At 47.0% G+C, this 21,045-nt stretch carries 20 protein-coding genes; all 20 read left to right on the top strand.

Features of this window, described 5'->3' with window-relative positions; all coding sequences use genetic code 11:
- The first annotated feature begins 63 nt into the window (after positions 1–63).
- The 20 genes from ACM6JA_RS07975 to ACM6JA_RS07880 all read left to right on the top strand — a co-directional run bounded on the left by ACM6JA_RS07975 (position 64) and on the right by ACM6JA_RS07880 (position 21,042).
- Positions 64–1,242 (top strand): stalk domain-containing protein, encoded by a 1,179-nt coding sequence (locus ACM6JA_RS07975; protein ID WP_414851881.1) that lies wholly within the window; start codon positions 64–66, stop codon positions 1,240–1,242.
- 53 nt (positions 1,243–1,295) lie between these two features.
- Positions 1,296–1,451, top strand: a complete 156-nt coding sequence (locus ACM6JA_RS07970) for a hypothetical protein (protein WP_007719195.1) — start codon at positions 1,296–1,298, stop codon at positions 1,449–1,451.
- A 209-nt stretch (positions 1,452–1,660) separates the two neighbouring features.
- On the top strand, positions 1,661–2,956 hold the full coding sequence (yfmF, locus tag ACM6JA_RS07965; protein WP_414851880.1) for an EF-P 5-aminopentanol modification-associated protein YfmF: 1,296 nt from the start codon (positions 1,661–1,663) through the stop codon (positions 2,954–2,956).
- Between the two features lies 1 nt (position 2,957).
- Positions 2,958–4,250 (top strand): EF-P 5-aminopentanol modification-associated protein YfmH, encoded by a 1,293-nt coding sequence (gene yfmH, locus ACM6JA_RS07960; protein WP_414851879.1) that lies wholly within the window; start codon positions 2,958–2,960, stop codon positions 4,248–4,250.
- Between the two features lie 7 nt (positions 4,251–4,257).
- A complete protein-coding gene (gene ymfI, locus ACM6JA_RS07955; RefSeq protein ID WP_414851878.1) occupies positions 4,258–4,995 on the top strand; it encodes an elongation factor P 5-aminopentanone reductase in 738 nt (245 codons plus the stop codon).
- A 99-nt stretch (positions 4,996–5,094) separates the two neighbouring features.
- Complete coding sequence (locus ACM6JA_RS07950; RefSeq protein ID WP_007719182.1) at positions 5,095–5,364, top strand: DUF3243 domain-containing protein; 270 nt, start codon at positions 5,095–5,097, stop codon at positions 5,362–5,364.
- Positions 5,365–5,472: 108 nt separating this feature from the next.
- Positions 5,473–6,252, top strand: coding sequence for a YmfK family protein (locus tag ACM6JA_RS07945; protein ID WP_173607967.1), 780 nt, complete (start codon positions 5,473–5,475; stop codon positions 6,250–6,252).
- A gap of 12 nt (positions 6,253–6,264) precedes the next feature.
- Positions 6,265–7,164: a RodZ domain-containing protein gene (locus ACM6JA_RS07940; RefSeq protein WP_414851877.1), complete on the top strand. Its 900-nt coding sequence runs from the start codon at positions 6,265–6,267 to the stop codon at positions 7,162–7,164.
- A 111-nt stretch (positions 7,165–7,275) separates the two neighbouring features.
- Positions 7,276–8,622: a 30S ribosomal protein S12 methylthiotransferase RimO gene (gene rimO / locus ACM6JA_RS07935; protein WP_007719172.1), complete on the top strand. Its 1,347-nt coding sequence runs from the start codon at positions 7,276–7,278 to the stop codon at positions 8,620–8,622.
- On the top strand, positions 8,623–9,198 hold the full coding sequence (gene pgsA, locus ACM6JA_RS07930; protein ID WP_007719166.1) for a CDP-diacylglycerol--glycerol-3-phosphate 3-phosphatidyltransferase: 576 nt from the start codon (positions 8,623–8,625) through the stop codon (positions 9,196–9,198).
- Positions 9,199–9,305: 107 nt separating this feature from the next.
- Complete coding sequence (locus tag ACM6JA_RS07925) at positions 9,306–10,550, top strand: competence/damage-inducible protein A (RefSeq protein ID WP_414851876.1); 1,245 nt, start codon at positions 9,306–9,308, stop codon at positions 10,548–10,550.
- Positions 10,551–10,558: 8 nt separating this feature from the next.
- A complete protein-coding gene (locus tag ACM6JA_RS07920; RefSeq protein ID WP_173617470.1) occupies positions 10,559–12,148 on the top strand; it encodes a DEAD/DEAH box helicase in 1,590 nt (529 codons plus the stop codon).
- 167 nt (positions 12,149–12,315) lie between these two features.
- Positions 12,316–13,374: a recombinase RecA gene (gene recA / locus ACM6JA_RS07915; protein WP_017249260.1), complete on the top strand. Its 1,059-nt coding sequence runs from the start codon at positions 12,316–12,318 to the stop codon at positions 13,372–13,374.
- A gap of 69 nt (positions 13,375–13,443) precedes the next feature.
- Positions 13,444–14,085: a RecX family transcriptional regulator gene (locus ACM6JA_RS07910; RefSeq protein WP_414851875.1), complete on the top strand. Its 642-nt coding sequence runs from the start codon at positions 13,444–13,446 to the stop codon at positions 14,083–14,085.
- Between the two features lie 273 nt (positions 14,086–14,358).
- Positions 14,359–15,900: a ribonuclease Y gene (gene rny, locus ACM6JA_RS07905; protein ID WP_007719154.1), complete on the top strand. Its 1,542-nt coding sequence runs from the start codon at positions 14,359–14,361 to the stop codon at positions 15,898–15,900.
- Positions 15,901–16,010: 110 nt separating this feature from the next.
- Entirely contained in the window at positions 16,011–16,805 is a 795-nt protein-coding gene (locus tag ACM6JA_RS07900) for a TIGR00282 family metallophosphoesterase (protein WP_414851874.1), read from the top strand.
- A 118-nt stretch (positions 16,806–16,923) separates the two neighbouring features.
- Complete coding sequence (spoVS, locus tag ACM6JA_RS07895; RefSeq protein WP_003385776.1) at positions 16,924–17,184, top strand: stage V sporulation protein SpoVS; 261 nt, start codon at positions 16,924–16,926, stop codon at positions 17,182–17,184.
- A 108-nt stretch (positions 17,185–17,292) separates the two neighbouring features.
- Positions 17,293–18,231: a dipeptidase gene (locus ACM6JA_RS07890; RefSeq protein WP_414851873.1), complete on the top strand. Its 939-nt coding sequence runs from the start codon at positions 17,293–17,295 to the stop codon at positions 18,229–18,231.
- Between the two features lie 194 nt (positions 18,232–18,425).
- Entirely contained in the window at positions 18,426–20,204 is a 1,779-nt protein-coding gene (locus ACM6JA_RS07885; protein WP_414851872.1) for a 2-oxoacid:acceptor oxidoreductase subunit alpha, read from the top strand.
- Positions 20,176–21,042, top strand: a complete 867-nt coding sequence (locus ACM6JA_RS07880) for a 2-oxoacid:ferredoxin oxidoreductase subunit beta (protein ID WP_007719146.1) — start codon at positions 20,176–20,178, stop codon at positions 21,040–21,042. The genes ACM6JA_RS07885 and ACM6JA_RS07880 overlap by 29 nt, the downstream gene beginning before the upstream one ends.
- The last annotated feature ends 3 nt before the right edge of the window (positions 21,043–21,045 follow it).

Raw genomic sequence — 21,045 nt, 5'->3', positions numbered from 1 at the left:
GCTTGCGGTCCGCATAAAACGGTCCTATCCGTTTTTGCAAATTGTCTGTGGGGAGGGAAAAAGATGAACCGCTGTCTACATAAGTACAGCAGTTATCGATGGAACAGGTTTCTAGGCGCTTTTGTTTTTTGCCTGATGATAGCAGGATCCGGTGGAATGGTTTCAGCAAAAGAGCCAGGACCGATCATTTCTGTCGTTGTCGATGGAATGGGAGTCCAATCAGATGTATCGCCAATCCATCAAAATGGGCGCATGCTCGTTCCGATACGGGTAGTAGCGGAGGCAACAGGATCAGAAGTAAGCTACGATGCCGACACGCAAAAAGTATTGCTCAACAAAAAAGGCAAGCATATAACCCTTACGATCGGCAGCCAGACAGCGCACGTAGATGGAAAACGTTTGAAGATGGATGTTTCTCCAATCATTGTGAATAAGCGGACGCTTGTTCCGATCCGATTTATCTCCGAAGCATTTGACTATCAAGTTCAATGGGATGAGACGTCGGCCGTTGCATACATACAATCCAAACCTGTGGAAGACAAGGCTGTGAGTGTGAAATACTCCTTGAATCCATATGTCGTTCAACAGGGTGATACCTTATCAAAAATTGCAGCTCGCCACGACACGAACATGAGTGCCATTCAGAAAAATAACCATCTCTCTTCTGATGAGTTACTGGTGGGCCAAATTTTATTTTTGCCAGAAGGTGCACAAAGAGCTGAGCATTCCATTGCCACAAAAGTTGCGGATGACCAATTGGTTGGGAAACAATTTCGGTTTCCTTTCCACGATAATAGTTGGTATGAGCCGTATGGGGATAGCTTCGGGTCCGATCGAGAGTGGACCGAGACGAATAACGGCAGTGTCCGTAGTCACGAAGGCATCGACATTATGGCACCGAAAGGAACGCCGATTTACTCGGTATCCGATGGGACGATCAACAAAGTGGGCTGGAATACGTATGGTGGCTGGAGAGTAAACATTACGGATGAGAATGGCCAATATCGGATGTATTACGCTCATTTGCAGGCGTATGCACCAGGATTGCATGTAGGAAAAACGATAAAAGCTGGACAGCTGATCGGTTTTGTTGGAGGTACAGGCTACGGTGGAACTGGTACAGTGGGAATGTTTGAACCTCACCTGCATTTTGGCCTCTATCGTAACAACTCGGGAAATGCAATCGATCCGTATGATTACTTGCGGATTTGGGAGCAAAATAAAGTGGAGAGTCCCCTCTAATATTGGGACAAACTACTACGGAGTACCTTCACGCATAAAAGGAGGCCCTTCGTATGTGGACTTGTCCGTACTGTGGGGGAAGCCACGGCTTACCCTTTCACGATGAGCAGTTGGATGGCATGCTCTGTCTCTCGTCTGATTGCGGTCGATTTGTTGAAGAGCATAGCACTTCGGATGATCCTCGAGACTGGGATGCAATGGATATGTAAGGAAAAGAGTGAACGCCCTTCGTAAAAAGGTGGCGTTCGCTCTTTTTTTATACAATGGAAGCGCTGTGATTTGCGTATTATAGGACTTGCGTGAGCGCATAGGATGAAGCACTGGGATATATAATGGAAGATTCTGATGCTTGATGCCCTGACAATTGGTTACAATAGAGAAGAGTATGAGTAAGCTGATGGAGAAGGGAGATTGGACTATGACTGCTTCTACAACCGAAATTGCATTTCAAAGCTCCCAAATCAATGGGATGAACGTACATATCCTTCCAACAGAAAAGTTCAAGACAACGACGATCGTGACGATGATTGAACAGGCGTTATCGGAGGAGCACGTAACGAAAACAGCGTTGCTAGCGATGGTCATGAAACGTGCCAGTGAACGTTTTCCGGAAACGAAGCTGTTGCGAGCGCATTTGGATTTTCTGTATGGTGCCATTTTTGATGTAGATGTCACCAAAAAAGGCGAGCGGCAAATCCTGCAAATTTACATGGAAGTACCGAATGAAAAATATTTATCCAATGAAGCCTCACTTTTGGAGCAGGCAATCGAATTCGTTGGAGATATGCTCGTCAGACCGTATGTACAGGACAACGCTTTTTCCGAAAAGTACATGGCACAGGAAAAAGAGACGCTTCGTAAACGGATGGAGAGTTTGATCGACGACAAAATGAAGTATGCGAACCAACGCGTTACAGAAGAAATGTGTAAAGGAGAACCATTCGCTCTTCTCGTCCAAGGACGCGTGGCGGATTTACCGAAGATCACCGGTCAGGAGCTGTATCAATACTTTAAAGAAGTAACGACGACCAATCCGATCAATATGTTCGTGGTGGGCGATGTTGATCAGCAGGAAGTAAGCGAGGCTATTCGCAAGCATATCCCATTGGAGCGCTCCCAAGCAGGAGAACTGCAGATCGAATCGACGGCGAAGGACGTATCAGCTGAACGCGAAGTGATCGATCGACTCGATGTCAACCAAGCAAAGCTCAACATCGGCTGCCGCACACAGATCACTTATAAGGATGACGATTACCCGACGCTGTTGCTATTCAACGGGATTTTAGGCGGTTTTCCTCACTCCAAGCTGTTTGTCAACGTCCGTGAAAAGGAGAGTCTCGCTTACTATGCCGTATCCAGACTAGAGAGCCACAAAGGGATTCTCATGATTATGTCCGGGATTGATGTTAGCAAATATCAGCGTGCGGTTGAGATTATTAAGCAGCAGCTTGATCTAATGCAACAAGGAACCATATCGGATGAGGAAATGAGCCAGACGCGCGCGACTTTGTCTAACCAGTTCCGTGAACTATTAGACAGTGCTCGCGGCATGATTGAATTTACGTACAACGGTGTGATTAGCGGACGTCCTCGGAAAATCGAAGAGCTTTTGGCGGGGATCAACCAAGCGACCATTGAGGATATCAAGAAAGTAGCGAGCAAGGTGACGATCGACACGGTTTATCTGCTACGGGACAAGAAGGGAGAGGCATAAGATGCAGACCACTGTCTTTGAACAAGTGAATGAAACAGTATATCATGAAACTCTCCAAAATGGATTGCAAGTCTATTTGGTTCCCAAACAAGGCTTCAGCAAAACATACGCTGTGTTCACTACGCGCTATGGCTCCATAGACAGCCATTTCCGGACTCGAAGCGGGGAAGAAATCAATGTTCCCGACGGCATTGCGCATTTTCTGGAGCACAAAATGTTTGAGAAAAAAGATCGGGATGTCATGCACGAATTCAGTAAAAATGGGGCGAGCTGCAACGCGTTCACGAGCTTCAATCGTACGGCATATTTGTTCTCGTGCACAGATAAGTTAGATGACAATCTGAATCTGCTGCTCGACTATGTGCAGGACCCGTATTTTACAGATGCGAGTGTAGAAAAGGAAAAAGGAATCATCGGCCAGGAAATCACCATGTACGATGATAATCCTGACTGGAAGGTGTACATGAACCTCCTTAAGGCCATGTACCAAAAGTATCCGATTAACATTGAGATTGCGGGTACGATCGAGACGATCTCTCATATTACAAAAGAATATTTGTACCAGTGCTATGAAACGTTTTACCATCCTGCCAATATGCTCCTATTGGTCGTGGGTTCCTTCGAGCCAGAAGCGATCATGAAGCTCATTCGTGAAAATCAGGGAGCAAAGGAGTTTTCTCCTGCGCCACAAATCACGCGCGTGTTTCCAGAAGAGCCATCAGCTCCAGCGGAAGCGAAAGTAGAAGCATTTCTAACAGTTGGTCTGCCCAAATGCATGATCGGAATCAAAGAAAAGGAAAACGGTCTAACCAAGGAAGCCTTGTTAAAACGCGAGTTGACTACTAAACTGGTATTGGACATCGCGTTCGGCACAAGCTCCGGTGTCTATGAGCGTTTGTATGACAGCGAGCTGATTACGGAAAGCTTTGATTTTGACTACAGCAGCGAGCAGGATTATGCGTATACGATTATTGGTGGAGATACACCTGATCCGGAGCGTTTAGTGGAAACGATCAAAGCAGAAATCGAACAGTTGAAGCAAAACGGTATAGCCCAGGATGATTTTGAGCGTGCGAAACGTAAAAAAATCGGAAACTTCTTGCGTTCTCTTAACTCCGTGGAGTTTATCGCTAACCAGTTTACCAGCTTCAAATTTAACGGAAATGATCTGTTTTCCGTAGTGCCGACCTTGGAGTCGATCACACGCGAAGATGTGGAAAAACGTTTGAAGGAGCATTTTTTAATCGAGCAGATGGCTGTTTCCATCGTTCGTTCCGCTTCGCCACAGGAGTAATGTATTCATGTTCAAGCAAGAGACGCCGTGGGCGTTAATTACGGGAGCTTCCGGAGAGATCGGCCAGGCGATCGCTGCCTACCTGATTGATGCGGGAGTTCCCCTTTATCTGCATTACAATCGAAATATAGAAAAATTGGAGCCGTTGGTGCAAAAATGCCAAGAGCAGGGAGTTCCGTACGGCATCCTCCAAGCTGATCTACGGGACCCACAGCAAATTGCAGCGATGTTTGCTCAAATGCAGGCTGCACCACTATTGATCGTAAACAACGCTTCAGTGGACGATGTCGGATTATTTACGGATGTAACTGTCGAGAAATTCGATGAACTCATCGCACTCAATGTTCGATCCGCTTTTTTGGTCTGCCAAGCTGCTGTTCCGGCCATGCTGCGCGCAAGATATGGGCGTATCGTCAACATTTCTTCCATTTGGGGACTGACAGGCGGTTCATGTGAGGTGTTGTATTCCATGACCAAAGGAGCAGTCAATACGTTCACCAAAGCCTTGGCAAAGGAAATGGCCCCAAACGGAATTACGGTAAATGCAGTTGCTCCTGGAGCTATTGCTGGTGGAATGATGGAGCGCTTTGCTCCAGATGAAATGGAAATGATCGCGGAAGAAATACCTGCCAACCGTCTCGGACAACCATATGAGGTAGCCGCAGTCGTGCGCTTTTTGCTTTCGGCGGATTCCAGTTATGTGACGGGGCAAGTGATTAGTCCAAACGGTGGATGGTACACGTAGAAGAGAAGTATGCATGAATAAAATACGAGAAATGATGGAATTCTACCTTTTGTGTGGGCAGCAAATCTGTTCGCAACGTACAAAAGGAGGAATTTCCCTATGTCGATTCTTGACAATTTCAGCGACTGGAAAGCGTTTCTCGGAGATAGGGTAGACCAAGCGAAACAAGCCGGGATGGAAAGCGAAACGCTTCAAAATGTAGCTTATCAAATTGGTAGCTATCTGTCTGAGCAAGTAGACCCGAAAAACGATCAGGAGCGTCTGTTGAAACAGCTGTGGGACGCAGGTGATCAACAGCAGCAACAAGCGTTGGCATCACTCATGGTGAAGCTTGTTCAGAATAGCAATAACGCGAACGCTGGCAGCTAGCCATTCAAATCCCCTACTTTTGGGGATTTTTCTTTTCGCGATTGTCGAATGAAACGAACGTGATATACTACATAAGAAGAGAATTCTGGTTGGCGGAGAGGATTGCATATGGAAGCGAAGAAAGAATGGTACATGGAGTATGAGATTGCCCGTAACCGTCCCGGTCTCTTAGGGGACGTATCTTCTATTCTGGGGATGTTGAACATCAATATCGTGACGATCAATGGTGTGGATACCATGCGTCGAGGTATGCTGCTCTTGACCGATGATGATGAAAAAATGGAGGTTTTGCGCAACGTTGTGCAAAAAATGGACAACATAACTATAACGAGGTTACGTCCCCCGACCATGCTGGATCGATTGGCTGTACGCCACGGTCGCTATATTGAACGGGATAGCGAAGACAAAAAAACGTTTCGCTTTGTTCGTGAGGAGCTGGGCTTGCTGGTCGATTTCATGGCAGAAATCCTGAAGAAGGAAGGTCACCAGCTCATCGGGATTCGTGGCATGCCTCGCGTAGGGAAGACTGAATCCATGATTGCTGCCAGCGTATCCGCCAATAAACGTTGGACATTCATTTCCTCTACTTTGTTGCGTCAAACGGTGCGTAGCTCCTTAGCCATTGATGAAATGTCTACTGATCATGTATATTTGATAGATGGAATTGTCTCAACGCTGCGATCGACAGAAAAGCACTACACCTTGCTTCGGGAGATTATGAACTTTCCTGCCGCAAAAATCATTGAGCATCCGGACATATTCGTAAGGGAATCAGAGTACCAACTTGATGATTTCCATTACATTATTGAGCTGCGTCATCATCCGGATGAAGAGATTACATATGAGCTTATCAACAATCGCGGCTTTGATAATTTCGAAATGAATTAAGGAGGGGCAGCTGTGTCTGAGCTAGGTCAAGTCCTACAAAGGGCCCGCGAAGAAAAAGGAATCACGCTCGACGACATCCAACGTATCACCAAGATACAGCGGCGATATTTGGAAGCCATTGAAAGGGGTCATTTTCACGTACTTCCTGGCCACTTTTACGCGCGTGCATTTATAAAGAGTTATGCGGAAGCTGTCGGTCTAGACCCGAACCACATCCTGAATCACTTTCAGTCCGATTTGCCGGCCCAGCCACCTACAGAGCAAGTAGAACGACTGCGTCGCAGACGAGTTGCTTCAGCGAACAATCCATTACAAGCGGGGCGATGGGTTACCAAAACCTTGCTCGTATTATTTATTGCCTTGATTATTGGGGTTATTTATTTCGCTGTCGTCAACAACAACGGAGGTCAGTTGACTCAGCCAGTGCCGGGTGGAGCAGTTAACCCTGGAGCTGAAATTGTCACGCCTGGCAATGGTGGTGGAGCAGCAACATCCCCGATTGCTCAACAACCGAAGCCTCCTTCTATTACCACACCGACTCCTGAAACAGGAACAAACTCACCTGAGACCGGTACGGAAACTCCTCAGGCAACCATCACATTCGAATCGCAGCAAGGATCGATGTATAACTATTCCTTGCAAGGTGGAGAAAAAATCACGGTTTATCTGAAGGTGAAAGAAGAAACGAGCTGGTTTGGTATTTCGGAAGGAAAAGGCAAAACTTATGTTGAGCAGGGCACGCTCAAGAAGGATCAGGAAAAAACGATTGAGCTGGGGAAATCCGCTTATATTCGTTTGGGCAAACCGACTGTAGTGGAATTGAAGGTTAACGGAGTCTTGGTAGACACGTCTAAAATGAAGTCAATGCCGTCCAATATTACGATGAAAGTAAAAGAGGCGGTCACCCAGTAGGCAAGCATATGCTTGCCTTTCGTACTTTTCTCTGTTTTGACACTTCCTTTAGGCTTATATTATACTGGATAGGTGTAATATGGGTTGGTGTGACCAATTGGAGGAAAAAAGATGACAGAGAAGGTAGGCACGCGTGAAAAAGTAGCGATTGTTACGCTGGGCTGTGAAAAGAATCTCGTTGATTCGGACATGATGGCCCATCTGATAGATGAAAAAGGTTATGAACTGGTTGATAACCCGGAAGAAGCAACTGTGGTCATCGTCAATACCTGCGGTTTCATCGATGCAGCCAAGGAAGAATCCGTAAACAAGATTCTGGAAATGGGTGAATTGAAGGAATCCGGCAAACTGAAATCGCTTGTGGTGGCAGGCTGTCTCACACAACGTTACAAAGAGGATATCTTGAATGAGATTCCTGAGGTGGACGGCATTGTCGGAACAGGCGATTTTATGTCGATTACAGGTATTATCGAAGAATCTCTAGAGGGCAAGCGACCGATTTTTGTAGGAAATCCCATTTTTACGTACGAAGATGTAGTGAAGCGGAAAGTAAAACAAGGCACATACACCGCATATATTAAAATTGCCGAGGGTTGCGACAACGCCTGTACGTTTTGCTCGATTCCTTTGATGCGTGGGGGATTCCGCAGTCGTACAATCGAGTCCATCGTAGAAGAAGCGCGTCATTTGGCTGCTCAAGGTATCGTAGAAGTAAGTCTGATCGCACAAGATTCTACGAACTACGGTACGGATATTTACGATGGAAAACTGATGCTTCCTGAACTTTTAAACCGTTTGGCAGAAGTCGAGGGCATCGAGTGGATTCGTCTTCACTATGCATACCCTGGATTTTTCACCGATGAATTGATCCACACCTTTGCTACCAATCCAAAAGTGTGCAAATACGTAGATATGCCTTTGCAGCACTCCGAAGACCATATTCTGAAAAGAATGCGTCGCCCTGGAAGACAGACGGACATTCGTGCGTTGGTAGCAAAAATTCGCGCGCAGGTTCCAGATGTGGCACTGCGTACCTCTTTGATCGTAGGATTTCCGGGGGAAACAGAGGAAGACTTCGAACGTCTGAGCGAGTTTGTGAAGGATATTCGCTTTGATCGACTGGGTGTGTTTACTTACTCCAACGAGGATGACACTCCAGCTTCCCGTCTGCCTGACCACGTAGACGAAGAGGTTAAGGAAAAACGTGCGAACATGCTGATGGAAATTCAGCGAGAAGTAGCCGGAGATCGCAACGGACGCTTTGTTGGTCAAGTCTTGGAAGTGTTGATTGAACGTTACGAAGGACGTAACGATATTTATGTAGGTCGAACACAGTATGACGCTCCGGAAATCGATGGTGAAGTATTCGTCACTGGTTTTAAAGGCGAACTGGGCACCATTGTAAAAGTAAAAATTACACACTCCTATGAATACGATTTAGCCGGGGAGGTAGTCTAGGTGAATCTCGCCAACCGCATCACCCTCGCCAGGATTTTTCTGGTGCCGGTAGTAATGTTTTTTATGCTGGTGCGTTACAACATCGGGACATTTACGATTGGCAGCCTGACGATGACGTATAACGAGCTGATTGCGGCTTTGGTGTTTATCCTAGCAGCCAGTACGGACGGACTCGACGGTTATATTGCACGGAAAAATAAAATCGTGACGAACTTGGGGAAGTTTCTGGACCCGCTTGCTGATAAGCTGTTGATATCTGCAGCACTCATTTCACTCGTAGAGATGCAGCGTCTGGAAGCGTGGATTGCGATTGTCATTATCAGCCGGGAGTTTGCGGTAACGGGTCTACGGCTAGTTGCTGCGGCAGAAGGACAGGTAATTGCTGCGAGTGCATTGGGTAAACTGAAAACATGGGTGCAGATCGTAGCGATTACGGCTGTCATGATTCGCAACTTCCCATTTGGGTTCTTCGGTATTCCGTTCGACGAAGTAGCTACTTGGGCGATGGTGATCATCACGATTTACTCCGGGTACGACTACTTTGCGAAAAATCGTAACGTGATCCAATACTCGTAATGCGGGTATTGGTCTCTTTTTTCACAAGACTCTTCTCTTGAGCGATTGCAAGTGATAAACTATTAGTTTAGAGGCTTTTCTACTCTCAAAGAGAATGGATGAGGAAGATGAGAGCGGAGATTATCGCGGTAGGTACTGAGCTTTTGTTAGGCCAGATCGCTAACACCAACGCACAGTTTCTTTCTCAGAAGCTGGCGGAAATTGGCGTGGGAGTTTACTTTCATACCGTTGTTGGAGACAACACGGAGCGATTGCTACAAGTGATTCGATTGGCATCAGGGCGATCTGATCTCGTCATTTTCACGGGTGGGCTAGGTCCGACTCAAGATGATTTGACCAAAGAAACCTTGGCGGGGCATGTAGGCATTGGATTAGAAACGAATCCAGAGGCCATGGAGAGAATTGAAAAATTCTTTTCGCAACGTGGGATTGTCATGACGGAGAACAATCGTAAGCAGGCGCTAGTGCTTTCTGGCAGCCATGTATTCTCCAACGACTTCGGGATGGCGCCGGGGATGGCGATCCGTCATGACAGTAGTACGTTCGTGCTGTTGCCGGGACCACCAAGCGAGTTGTATCCAATGGTGGAGAATTACGTGATGCCTTACTTGACCGATTTGCTTCCCGAAAAACAAGTGTTTCATTCTCAATTACTCCGGTTCTACGGGATAGGCGAATCCGCTTTGGAGGAAAAACTGCTCGATCTGATCGAAAAGCAGGAAAATCCAACGATCGCGCCATACGCCAAAGAATTCGAAGTAACGCTGCGGATTACGGCAAGAGCTGCTACAGTCGAAGAAGGGGAAGCCCTAATCTTGCCTGTAGAAAAAGAAATTCTCAGCCGTGTTGGCCAGTATATGTACGGGATGGGCGAGAACTCGTCGCTGCATGATGTGCTGGTTTCTGAGCTAAAAAAGAGAAATGAGACGATTGCTTGTGCAGAAAGCTGCACAGGAGGAGCAATTGCCTCGTTGATTACCTCTGTACCAGGAAGCTCGCAAGTGTTTCGTGGCGGGGTAGTCTGCTACACCAATGAAGTGAAGAATCAGCTGCTCGAAGTACCTGATTCCATTTTGCAAACAGATGGGGCAGTCAGTGAGAGAACAGCTCAATTGCTGGCTGAACATGTACGAGAAAAGCTGGGAGCTACTTACGGGATTTCTGTTACGGGAGTGGCTGGACCCGATCCTTCCGAGGGCAAGCCTGTTGGTCTTGTTTATGTAGGGATCGCGGCAGAAGGAATGCCCACAGTTGTAAAAGAGCTGCGCCTTGCCGGAAGAAGGCATGCAATCGTTGGGCGTGCCGCTAAATACGCGTTGTTTTATGCGCTGCAAATGCAAAAAGAAAGGTGATTTTTTTCATGACGATTTTTTCCGATTTTCCTTTACATAAATCTATTCTGCAAGCGATTCACGATATGGGCTTCGAGGAGCCATCACCGATTCAGGCAGCTTGCATTCCAAAAGTTCTGGATGGCGGAGACCTGATTGGTCAAGCACAGACAGGTACTGGTAAGACTGCTGCATTCGGGATTCCACTTGTAGAAAAGATTACGCCTGCCAATCGTGTACAAGCGATCGTACTGACCCCAACTCGTGAGCTGGCTATCCAGGTTGCGGGAGAGCTCTTGCGCATCTCGAAATACAACAAAGTTCGTACGCTGCCAATCTATGGCGGACAATCGATCGGACATCAAATTCGTGCACTGCGTCAAGGTGTACAAATCGTTGTAGGTACTCCTGGCCGTGTCATGGACCACTTGCGCCGCAAAACATTGAAGCTGGATCACGTACATACACTCGTTTTGGATGAAGCGGATGAAATGCTGGACATGGGCTTTATCGAAGATATCGAGACGATCATCACGCATATGCCGGAAGAGCGTCAAACCTTGCTGTTCTCTGCAACGATGCCGCCAGAAATCAAGCGTTTGGCTACCCGTTACATGAAACAGCCGCAAACGATCGCGGTTAGCCGTGAAGAAGTAACGGCCCCATTGATCGAACAGGTATATTACAAAGTGTTTGACCGTAACAAAGTAGAGAGCCTCTGCCGTATTCTGGACAGTGAGGATGTCGAGCTGGGAATCATTTTCTGCCGTACCAAGCGCGGTGTAGATGAGTTGTCCGAAGTGCTGCAATCCCGCGGATACCTTGCGGACGGCTTGCATGGCGACTTGTCACAAGCACAACGTGACAAGGTCATGAATTCTTTCCGTGAGGGCTCAATTGAATTCTTGATCGCGACAGATGTAGCAGCACGTGGTATCGACGTAGGAAACGTTTCTCACGTAATCAACTACGATATTCCACAAGACTCTGAGAGCTACGTACACCGTATTGGCCGTACTGGTCGCGCAGGTCGCAAAGGAATCGCGATGACGTTGGTTACACCTCGTGAAGTAAGACAAATGATGTTTATCCAAAAGCAGACAAAAGCACAAGTGCTCTCTCGCAATGTTCCTTCCCTGGAGGAAGTTGCTGAGCGTAAACAAGAGCAATTGCGTGAACAGTTGACTAGCCTTTTGGAAAGCGATGCAATCGCAGATATGTATCAAAAAGTAGCGGATGCTCTCGTAGGTCAATACCCGGCTGAGAAAGTAGCAGCTGCTGCATTGCACCTGGCATTCCATACAGAAGCAGGACAAGGGCAGGAAGTTGAAGCGTACAACTTTGGTGAGACGGGTGCAGCAAAAGGCATGGTTCGCTTCTTCCTGAACGTAGGTCGCAATGCGAATATGAAGCCGCAGGATCTGGTACGAGAGATCTCTGAATCTGTTGGTATCCCAGGAAAATCAGTAGGTCGCATCGACATTTTCGAGAACTTCACGTTTGTTGAGGTTCCAGAAGAGGTAGCGGCATTCGTATATGAGTCACTGCGTCAAACGCGTATCAACGGAAAACGAATCAATCTGGAGCCTGCAAAGCCTCGCGGAGCGAAGCGTTCCTAATTAGAGAGTATTACACAAAGCAGTCATTTCTCTGGGAACAACCAGGAAATGACTGCTTTTTTGTGATGCGAATATTTGTTCGCAAAAAATACTTGGCAAACACTTCTGTCTCGAGGTATGATGAAGACAAGCAAAAGAGATGCGAAAATTGAAAGGGTGTGTACCATTTGTCAGATCGTCGCGCAGCTTTGGAGAGTGCATTGCGTCAAATAGAAAAGCAATTCGGAAAAGGTTCCATTATGAAGTTGGGGGAAGTATCCAACATCCAAATTTCTACAGCTTCTAGCGGTGCACTTGCTCTAGATATTGCACTTGGTGTGGGTGGGTTCCCACGCGGACGGATTGTTGAGATTTACGGACCAGAGTCTTCTGGTAAAACAACAGTAGCGCTTCATGCCATCGCAGAAGTGCAAAGACAGGGTGGACAAGCTGCGTTTATCGATGCTGAGCATGCCTTGGATCCGGTTTACGCTGCTAAGCTGGGTGTGAACATCGATGAATTGCTGTTGTCCCAACCAGACACTGGTGAGCAAGCTTTGGAGATCGCGGAAGCACTGGTGCGTTCTGGTGCGGTAGACATTATCGTAGTCGACTCCGTTGCGGCACTCGTGCCAAAAGCAGAGATCGAAGGCGAGATGGGAGATTCCCACGTAGGTTTGCAAGCACGCTTGATGTCCCAAGCACTCCGCAAGCTGTCTGGTGCCATCAACAAGTCCAAAACGATTGCCATCTTCATCAACCAGCTTCGTGAAAAAGTGGGAGTCATGTTCGGTAACCCGGAAACAACTCCAGGTGGACGCGCTTTGAAGTTCTACGCGAGTGTTCGTTTGGATGTTCGTAAAGCGGAATCTATCAAAGTCGGTAACGATATTTTGGGAAGCAAGACGAAGATCAAGGTCGTGAAAAATAAAGTAGCACCACCATTCAAGGTTGCTGAAGTGGATATCATGTACGGCGAAGGTATTTCCAGAGAAGGTAGCATTCTCGACATCGGTTCCGAGATCGATGTGGTACAAAAGAGTGGCGCATGGTACTCCTTCAATGAGGAGCGTCTCGGCCAAGGTAGAGAGAATTCGAAAGTCTTCCTGAAAGAAAATCCGCACATTGCATCGCAGATTGAAACAAAAGTGCGCGAATACTTCAGCCTAAACCCTGGTTCTGTTCCAGAAGGTGAAGCAGTAAATGACCCAGAGCAAGATGAAGAGCCTACATTTGATCTGGAGTAATGAAGAGTAGAAGAGCAGCCTGTCGATGAGACAGGCTGTTATTTTAGCTTTGCGAAGGAGTGAATCATCATGAAGAGCGGCCTGATCACTGCCGTTCATCGAGATATCAAACAAAAGCAACGCTACCATATCGATGTAGAAGGCGAGTATGCCATTACCGTACACGAAGACATACTGGTAAAGTACAACCTATTTAAGGGAACAGAATTAGATGAAGCTTTTTGCCGAGAAGTCCTGATAGCAGAAGAAAAGCATAAAGCGTATTTAGGTGCTTTGCGATACCTCAGCATACGCCCACGGACAAGTAGTCAGCTGCATTCTTATTTGGTAGAAAAGGGATTTTCTACGCAGATTGCCGAAGAGATATGCCAGCGATGCAAGGATCACGGCTACATCGATGATGAAGCATTTGCGAAGCAATGGGTAGACGAGCGATTGCGTTTGAAGCCGAGGAGCCCGTATATGCTGCGTATGGAGCTTACCCAGCGTGGAGTGGACAGAGCGATTGTAGAGGACGCAGTACGTGGCGTGTCTAGGCAGGCTGAACTAGATGCTGCCCGCGCATTGATAGAGAAGAAGGCGCGACGCATAGAGGGCGCACCGAACCCAGATGAAGAACGCAAGCTGCTGTCTATGCTGATGCGCAAGGGATTCTCTCATGCTATCATTCAACAAATGCGTGAAGAATTGCGTCAGAGAAGCGATAGTTAGACGCAACTCTATTTGCATGATCTTGACAATTCTTGTTCACAAATAATAAAATAGGTTTGTATTTACTTGGTGTATCATATCTTTTTGCGATTTGCTCACTCGTTGCCTATGGAACAACTGAAAAACCGTGCGATAACTGTACGGATTCAGCGGACCGAGTAAAATCGGTCTTGTTTTTTAGCCGAATGTTCAAATGTGAGAGCACTCCATGAAAAACAAATGCTTGGAAAGCGGGGAGATGTCTTACAATAAGGAGGTGAAACGAAAAAGCCTATGGATCCTATAATTACTGTTGTCATTGTGCTCGTTGCCCTGCTGATCGGCTTGGGTGCTGGCTACTTCACTCGTAAATCGATTGCGGAAGCGAAGATCTCCAGTGCAGAAGAAGCTGCACGACAGATCGTGGAGGAAGCCAAGCGAGACGCCGAAGCCGTTAAGAAGGAGAAGGTGCTGGAGGCAAAGGATGAAGTGTTCAAGCTTCGCTCCGAAGCGGAAACCGAATTGCGTGAGAGACGCAATGAGATCCAGCGTCAGGAACGACGAATTCTACAAAAAGAAGAATCGTTGGACCGCAAGATGGAACAGTTGGAGCGCAAAGAAGAAGAATTGTCTGAGCGTGACCGTGCCATCGCAGAACTGCAAAGCAAGGTAGAGCACTTATATAAAGAGCAAGTATCAGAGCTAGAACGAATCTCCGGCTTGACGCAGGATGAGGCGAAGACGATCATTCTCACGGATGTGGAGAATACCGTCCGTCACGAAATGGCTGTGATGATCAAGGAGATTGAGACTCAGGCCAAGGAAGAAGCGGACAAGCGTGCTCGTGAGATCATTACGACCTCCATTCAACGTTGTGCAGCAGACCACGTAGCAGAAACAACCGTTTCTGTGGTTACGCTGCCAAATGATGAGATGAAGGGACGTATTATCGGACGCGAAGGACGTAACATTCGTGCCCTGGAGACGTTGACTGGTATCGATCTGATTATTGACGATACTCCAGAAGCAGTCATCCTGTCTGGCTTCGATCCGATTCGTCGGGAAATCGCCAAGACAGCGTTGGATAAACTGGTCGCAGACGGTCGCATTCACCCAGCTCGCATCGAGGAAATGGTGGAAAAAGCGCGTCGCGAAGTAGACGAGCGAATCCGTGAATACGGTGAGCAAGCAACGTTCGAAACAGGCGTTCACGGCTTGCATCCAGATCTGATCAAGATTCTTGGACGTTTGCGTTATCGTACAAGCTACGGTCAAAACGTACTGAAGCACTCTATGGAAGTGGCACATCTCGCTGGTTTAATGGCGGCAGAACTGAAAGAAGATGTGAAGCTGGCCAAACGTGCAGGCTTGCTGCATGATATCGGAAAAGCGATTGACCATGAAGTAGAAGGTTCACACGTTGAAATCGGTGTAGAACTGGCTAAGAAGTACAATGAACATCACGTAGTAGTGAACAGTATTGCATCTCATCACGGTGATACCGAACCAACTTCCGTCATTGCTATGCTCGTGGGAGCTGCTGACGCTCTGTCTGCCGCACGCCCAGGTGCACGCCGTGAGACATTGGAAACATATATCAGACGTTTGGAGAAACTGGAAGAAATCTCTGAGTCGTTCGATGGCGTAGAAAAGTCTTATGCAATTCAAGCAGGACGCGAAATTCGCGTGATGGTTCAACCTGATAAGATTGACGATGCGGAAGCTACCCGTCTGGCACGGGATATCACGAAACGAATTGAAAATGAACTTGACTACCCAGGTCATATTAAAGTAACGGTTATCCGTGAAACACGGGCAGTTGAGTATGCAAAGTAAAGTGGCTGCGTGCCACTTTACTTTTTTTGTAGCACACCCAAATGCTTGACGAAGTCAAGTTTTCTAATGAGCAGAGGAATTGTGTATACTAGCAATGAGGTGATTTGGTAATGAAGTTGTTATTCATTGGAGATATTATGGGCTCGCCTGGCAGAGAGATCGTGAAAACATATCTGCCGTTACTGAAACGAAAATACAACCCTACCTTTATCGTAGCGAATGGAGAGAACGCTGCGCATGGTCGCGGGATTACAGAGAAAATTACCAAGGAGCTTTTCGCGTGGGGCGTTCAAGCGATTACGCTCGGGAATCATACGTGGGACCAAAGAGAAATTTTCGATTTTATTGATGATGAGCCGCGGATGATTAGACCCGCGAACTTCCCAGAAGGGGCTCCTGGAAAAGGGATTACATATATCAAACAATCTGAAGGGGAACTAGCCGTCATTAATTTGATGGGGCGAACGTTCTTGCCGCCGCTCGATTGTCCGTTCCAAATGGCTGACAAGCTAGTAGAGCAAGCTCGGAAGCGTACGAAGCTCATTTTTGTAGACTTTCATGCGGAAGCGACATCGGAAAAGCAAGCAATGTCATGGTATCTCGATGGGAAGGTAACGGCAGTCGTGGGGACACATACCCATGTGCAAACCGCTGATGAACGTATTTTGCCTCAAGGAACCGGATTTTTGTGTGATGTAGGAATGTGTGGCCCGAGTAATGGCATTTTGGGGATGGAGCGAGAAGCTGTTATTAAGAAATTTTTGACACAGCTCCCTGTTCGCTTTGAAGTAGCGCCAGATCCTGCGCAGTTGAATGCGGTGCTGATTACTCTAGATAAAACGACTGGGCACGCGAAAAAAATGGAACGAATCAGAATTGACTCTGACCATCCGTTTATGGAATAATGGGAATAAGATTAGAATTTTTTGAATCTTTCAAGCAAGTTAGCAGGAATTTTTAGGGGTTATGCGAATATCATTCTAATGATGACAGGATTCCTATCAGACGGGAGGTTCAAAAAGGATGGAAGTATTAAAAGTTTCAGCAAAGTCTAACCCCAATTCCGTTGCTGGTGCCCTTGCCGGAGTTCTTCGTGAACGAGGCGCGGCTGAGATCCAAGCCATTGGCGCTGGGGCGCTTAATCAAGCTGTGAAGGCAGTAGCAATCGCACGAGGGTTCGTAGCGCCGAGTGGAGTTGACCTCATTTGTATTCCAGCCTTTACCGACATCGTGATTGATGGAGAAGAGCGAACTGCAATCAAATTAATCGTAGAACCCAGATGATACAACTGCAAATGCTTCACCTGCCTGTTTGTTCGAAGAATGAACAGGTTTTTTCGTTTGTCCAGAAGTATGAACTCCGAAGTGATCGAAGAGAAGGAGCGTTTCCATATGAAAATCTTTGATGCGCATAGCGATGTATTATGCAAGCTGTGGCAGAACCCCGAGCTGGACTTTTATAAAGAAGACAAGCTCTTGCAAGCTGGTTTTACCGCTCTTGAAAAAGGGAACATAGACATACAAGTGCTTGCCTGTTTCGTCCCTTCTCAAGTGCCGTTTGGACGTCGCTTTCATTCTGTACTAGAAATGATCGATATTTTTTATCAAAAGGTGGCCAGTGATAAATTCCGGCCGATTTTCACAAAGGCAGATTTGACTGAATGCGTATTAAAGGGACAGAAAGGGGCTATTCTGTTTGTAGAAGGTGCGCATGCATTAGAAGAGAGTCTGGTTCAGCTACGTACGTGGTTCCGGCTTGGTGTACGAGGAATGACGCTGACCTGGAATCATGGCAATGCCCTAGCAAGTGGAAATGGAGAGCCGAATCCAGGTGGACTTACTTCATTTGGACGAGAAGTCATAGAAGAAATGAATCGGCTGGGGATGATCATTGATGTTTCGCATTTGGCCGACCCAGGATTCTGGGATGTACTAGAATGCTCGAAAGCACCAGTGATCGCTTCACACTCGAACGTGAGAAGCCTATGCAATCACTCTCGGAATTTGACGGATGAGCAAATTCGAGCGTTAATCGCCAAAGATGGCGCGATTGGCTTGACGTTTGTAGACTTCTTTACCGTGCCGGACAAGCGCACGGTTTGGATCGATGACTTGCTGCGCCACTTGGATCACATATGCGCGTTGGGTGGCGTAGACCACGTAGGTTTTGGCTCCGATTTCGATGGTATTACCGAGACGTTTGGGGACATGGCATCCGCGGCAGATTACTCCCAGTTACTAGAAGCTTTGTTAAAACGATATAAAGAGGCGGAAGTATTGAAATTTGTGCAAGGAAATTGGTTGCGTGTTTTCGGAAACATGCTACAATAAAGCATGAGGATATTAATGTACCAAGTTCAACATTAAAATTCAGGTCAAAAGTAAGTTGAGTAAAAGCACTTGCAATTTGACATGGACAGGACTACAATTGTTACTGTCTATGCACAGAAATGTCACATCTTATCAGTCTTTTCAAGGTGTGATAGCGCAGCTTTTCTCACAGTCACTGAAAGGGTGGAATCTGAATGATTAGTCAACTTTCCTGGAAAGTTGGAGGACAGCAAGGGGAGGGCATCGAGAGTACTGGTGAGATTTTCTCGATGGCAATGAACCGGATGGGGTACCATCTGTATAGCTACCGTCACTTCTCTTCCCGTATTAAGGGTGGACACACGAACAATAAAATTCGCGTGAGCACTACGCCAATGCGCGCGATCTCTGACGATCTGGACATTCTCGTAGCGTTTGACCAAGAGACGATCGATTTCAATGCGCATGAGCTGCGTGAAGGCGGTATCATTATCGCGGACGCGAAATTTAATCCAAAGTTGCCGGACGGCTTGAAGCCAGTTCGCTTCTTCACTGTACCACTGACTGAGATCGCTGATGAGCTGGGAACTTCCCTGATGAAAAACATGGTGTCGATTGGTGCGTCCAGTGCCATCCTCGGCATTTCAGTGGAAAGCTTCCGTCCCATTGTTGAAGATATGTTCCTCCGCAAGGGCGAAAAAGTGGTTGAAAAGAACATGGATGCCATTCGCCGCGGTTTTGATTTTGTAAATGAATTGACTGGTGGTCAACTGCCTGAGTTCCAAATGGAAAAGGCTGATCCACAAAAACAACTGTTCCTCATCGGTAACGATGCGATCGCTCTGGGTGCTGTAGCAGCAGGCTGCCGTTTCATGCCAGCTTACCCGATCACACCTGCTTCCGAGGTAATGGAATACTTGATTAAAAAGCTGCCTAAATTGGGCGGTACTGTTATCCAAACAGAAGACGAGATTGCTGCTATTACGATGGCAATCGGTGCTAACTTCGCGGGTGCTCGTTCCTTGACTGCTTCTGCAGGTCCTGGTCTGTCCCTGATGATGGAAGCAATTGGTCTGGCTGGTATCACGGAACAACCAGTTGTAATCGTGAACACACAGCGTGGTGGCCCATCTACTGGTATGCCTACCAAAATCGAGCAATCCGATGTGAATGCTATGATCTACGGTACGCATGGTGACATTCCAAAAGTAGTTATCGCGCCAAGCACAGTAGAAGAGTGCTTCTACGATGCAGTTGAAGCGTTTAACATTGCGGAAGAATACCAACTGCCTGTTATCCTGATGACAGACTTGACGCTGTCCTTGGGTAAACAAACCGTTGTTCCATTTGACTACAGCAAAGTAGAAATCCGCCGCGGAAAACTGCTTGCTGGACAAGAATTGCCAGAAAAAGAGCAAAACGACCTGTTCAAACGTTATGAAGTAACAGAAGACGGCGTTTCTCCTCGTGTTATTCCGGGTCAAAAATACGGTCTGCACCACGTAACTGGTGTTGAGCATGATCAAACTGGTCGTCCATCTGAGAATGCTGAAAACCGTATTCAACAAATGGATAAACGTATGCGCAAAATGGAAGGCGTCCTGAAAAGCTTCAAAGGCGCTGTAACAGCAGATGCTCCTCACGCTGATGCGGATGTTCTGGTTGTGGGTATCAACTCCACAATTGGTACTATTCAAGAAGCAAAAGGCCGTCTGGAACAAGAGGGAATGAAAGTAAACCATGCACAAATTCGTTTGCTGCATCCGTTCCCAACTGAAGAAATCAAAGCACTCGTAGATAAAGCGAAGAAAGTTGTTGTTGTTGAGCACAACGCTCAAGCGCAAGTAACAAGCTTGCTCAAACAACACGTTGGAAACGCTGAAAAAATCGAATCCGTGCTTAAATATGACGGTAACCCATTCCTGCCGAAGGAAATCTATGCTGAAGTGAAGGAGCTGGTAAAACATGGCGACTATGAAAGAGTTTCGAAATAACGTAAAGCCAAACTGGTGCCCAGGCTGTGGAGACTTCTCCATCCAAGCGGCTATTCAACGCGCTGCAGCGAACGTAGGTCTGGAACCTGAAAATCTGGCGGTTGTTTCCGGTATCGGTTGCTCTGGTCGTATTTCCGGCTACATCAACTGTTATGGTTTCCACGGTATTCACGGACGTTCCCTGCCAATCGCACAAGGTGTGAAAATGGCGAACCGCGAGCTGACAGTTATCGCAGCAGGTGGTGACGGGGATGGTTTCGCGATCGGTATGGGCCATACTGTACACGCTATCCGTCGTAATATGAACGTTACGTACATCGTAATGGATAACCAAATCTACGGTCTGACAAAAGGTCAAACCTCCCCGCGTTCCGCGACTGGTTTCGTGACCAAGTCTACACCGGCAGGTTCCATCGAGTCCTCGATTTCTCCAGTTGAACTGGCGCTGTCTGTAGGTGCGACATTCGTTGCTCAATCCTTCTCCAGCGATCTGAAGGGCTTGACTGAACTGATTGAAAAAGGTATCCAACACGAAGGCTTCTCCTTGATCAACGTATTCAGCCCTTGTGTAACCTACAACAAGGTAAACACATACGACTGGTTCAAAGAGAACATCGTACCAGTAGACACGCTCGAAGGATACGATCCACATGACCGTATCAAAGCAATGTCTACCTCTATGCAACACAAAGGCCTGATTACAGGTCTGATCTACCAAAACACTGAGCAAAAACCTTACGAAGCTCTCGTAAATGGCTTCAAAGAAGAAGGTTTGGTGAACCAAGACATTCGCTTGTCTGAAGAAGACTTCGAAAAATTGGTTAAAGAATTTGCTTAAGTT

This window comes from Brevibacillus sp. IT-7CA2, assembly GCF_949767855.1.
Taxonomy (GTDB): domain Bacteria; phylum Bacillota; class Bacilli; order Brevibacillales; family Brevibacillaceae; genus Brevibacillus.
The sequence above is the reverse complement of the archived record's forward strand: the minus strand, read 5'-3'. Positions and strand labels throughout refer to the sequence as shown.